Genomic DNA, 2,677 nt, shown 5'->3' on the forward strand with positions numbered 1-2,677 from the left:
CTTCCCGGGCGTGGCGCTCGCCGGGCTGGTCATCGCCATCAACCTTCTGGGGGATTGGCTGCGCGACGCGCTCAATCCGAAGCTGCAATGATGGTGGATGTGATCAAGTGCGAGCCGGCCACCGCCGCGTCTCCCTCCCCCCTCTCCGGGGGAGGGTGGCCCGCGAAGCGGGTCGGGAGAGGGGAGCGACGGTGCAGACCGAGCCTCTGCCCTTCATGAAGGTCGCGCCCTTTCCTGAACCCAGGTTCCCCTCTCCCGACCCGGCCTGACGGCCGGCCCACCCTCCCCCGCAGAGGGGGGAGGGAGACGCGCCGGCCCCCTACCCCGCCAGAACCGCCTCGATGCCGGCGCCGAGCGCCAGCAGCCGGCGGTCCTGCCCGTGGCGGGCGAGCAGCATCAGCCCCGCCGGCCGGGCGAGATCCGGCATCGGCAACGACAGGCCGGTCAGGTCGAAGAAATTACCGAAGGCGGTGTTGCGCAGCATCAGCCGGTTGGCGGCCAGGAAGGCCGCGTCGTCGGCCTCCAGCGGGGCGGTGAGCGGCGCCGTCGTGGCGGTCGCCGGCAGCGCCAGCAGGTCGAGGGGCGCGAGCCGCCCGTCGAGGGATGCGATCAGCTCGGCGCGGCGGCGCAGCGTCCGGATGTAGCGCGTCGCCGGGGCCGTCCGGCCGGCCAGGATCCGGCGGTGGACCCGCGGGTCGTAGCGATGGGCTTGCGCGTCGAGCCAGTCGGCGTGGATCGCGGCGGCCTCGATCGCCGCCAGCGATCCGTCCGGCAGCGCCGCATCCATGGCGGCGAGCAGATCGTCGATCGGGTGGTCGGTCACCCGGGCGCCCGCCGCCGAGAGCCGCGCCAGCGCCCGCCCGAACGCCTCGGCCACCAGCGGCTCGGTCTCGGTGAACAGCAGGCCCCGGGGCACGCCGATCCGCAGGCCCGCGACGGGAAAGGCGTCGAGCGGTGCGGGCTCTTCGCCCGCCATCACGGCGTCGGCGGCGGCGCAGTCGGCCACATTCCGGGCCAGCGGCCCGAGGGAATCGAGGGCGTAGGAGAGCGGGAAGGCGCCGGCCAGGGGCACCCGCCGGGCGGTCGGCTTGAACCCGACCACGCCGTTGAGGGAGGCCGGGATCCGCACCGAGCCGCCGGTGTCGGAGCCGATCGAGACGTCGCTCGTCCCCTGCCCTACCGAGACCCCGGCCCCGGCGGACGAGCCCCCGGGGATGCGGGCCGGATCGGTGGCGTTGCCGGGGGTGCCGTAATGCGGGTTCAGCCCGAGGCCGGAGAAGGCGAATTCCGACATGTTGGTCTTGGCCAGGATCACCGCCCCGGCCCGGCGCAGGCGGGCGACCACCGGGGCGTCGGAAGCGGCCGGGGGCGCCCCCGCGAGCAGGACCGAGCCGGCTTTCGTGGTCTCGCCCGCCACGTCGAACAGGTCCTTGATCGAGACGATCGCGCCGTCGAGCGGCCCGAGGGAGAGCCCGTCCCGGCGGCGGGCATCGGCGGCATCCGCCGCCGCCCGGGCGGAATCCGGGTAGAGGCGGGTGAACACCGCCGGGTCCCCCGCCCCGATCCGCGCCAGACGCTCCTCGACCGTATCGCGTACGCTCATGGTCCTCACCGCGTGTTGCGCCGAACGGCGCCCGCCCTGGAGTCCATCAGGGCTTTGCCCTGACAACCCACCAAAGGGCTGAGCCCTTTGGGAACCCGGACTCCCGGGTCAACTCAGAGCGTGCCCGGATAGGCGCCGCCATCCATCAGCAGGTTCTGGCCGGTGATGAACCCGGCGCGTCCGCTGCACAGGAACGCGCAGGCCGCCCCGAACTCGTCGGGATCGCCGAAGCGGCCGGCGGGATTCTCCCGGGCCCGGGCTTCGAGGAAGGCCTCCACGCTGAGGCCGGCCTTGGCGGCGAGCGCCCCGGCGTTGCCGCGGATCCGGTCGGTGTCGAACGGGCCCGGCAGCAGGTTGTTGATCGTCACCCCGTGCCGCACGACCTGCCGGGCGAGGCCCGCCACGAAGCCGGTCAGCCCGCCGCGGGCGCCGTTCGACAAGCCGAGATGCGCGATCGGCGCCTTCACGGACGACGAGGTGATGTTGACGATCCGGCCGAACTTCCGGTCGATCATCCCGTCGACGGTCGCCTTGATGAGCGCGATCGGCGCCAGCATGTTGGCGTCGAGCGCCCGGATCCAGGCGTCCCGGTCCCAGTCGCGAAAATCGCCGGGGGGCGGGCCGCCGGCGTTGTTGACCAGGATGTCGGGCTCCGGGCAGGCGGCCAGCGCCGCGGCCCGGCCGGCCTCGGTGGCGATGTCGCCCGCCACGACCGTGACGGTGGCGCCGGTCTCCCGGCGGATCGCCTCCGCGGTCCGCTCCAGCGTCTCCGCGGTGCGGGCGGTGATCGTCACCGCGACGCCCTCCCGGGCGAGCGCCAGGGCGCAGCCCCGGCCCAGCCCCTTGCTCGCCGCGCAGACGAGCGCCCGGCGCCCGCTCAAGCCGAGATCCATCGTGAAGCCTCCCCGAGTCGGCCCCCGCGCAGGGGCATCCCCTAGTGGTTGAGCTCTGACGGTTGAGTCCGTGTGGGGTTTCGGTTTGAGGCCCATCCTGCGAGTCTGGCCGGATGCGCAGTGGCATCTCTTTCACGCTCTCCACCTCGGATCGCCTTCGGCTCGAAGCACTCGTGGCGGA

2 protein-coding genes are annotated in these 2,677 nt (G+C 73.7%); both read right to left on the reverse strand.

Annotated features, from left to right (window positions below; genetic code table 11):
* Positions 1–319: 319 nt before the first annotated feature.
* Positions 320–1,603: an amidase gene (locus MKK63_RS11870; RefSeq protein ID WP_244001883.1), complete on the reverse strand. Its 1,284-nt coding sequence runs from the start codon at positions 1,601–1,603 to the stop codon at positions 320–322.
* Positions 1,604–1,716: 113 nt separating this feature from the next.
* Positions 1,717–2,496, reverse strand: coding sequence for an SDR family oxidoreductase (locus tag MKK63_RS11875; protein WP_244001885.1), 780 nt, complete (start codon positions 2,494–2,496; stop codon positions 1,717–1,719).
* Between the last annotated feature and the right edge of the window lie 181 nt (positions 2,497–2,677).

The organism is Methylobacterium sp. J-088 (assembly GCF_022829295.1).
Classification (GTDB): Bacteria; Pseudomonadota; Alphaproteobacteria; order Rhizobiales; family Beijerinckiaceae; genus Methylobacterium.

Bases quoted from the DNA above. Each gene is read 5' to 3' on its own strand.
- MKK63_RS11870 (WP_244001883.1), bottom strand. From the start codon at position 1,603: ATGAGCGTACGCGATACGGTCGAGGAGCGTCTGGCGCGGATCGGGGCG.
- MKK63_RS11875 (WP_244001885.1), bottom strand. From the start codon at position 2,496: ATGGATCTCGGCTTGAGCGGGCGCCGGGCGCTCGTCTGCGCGGCGAGC.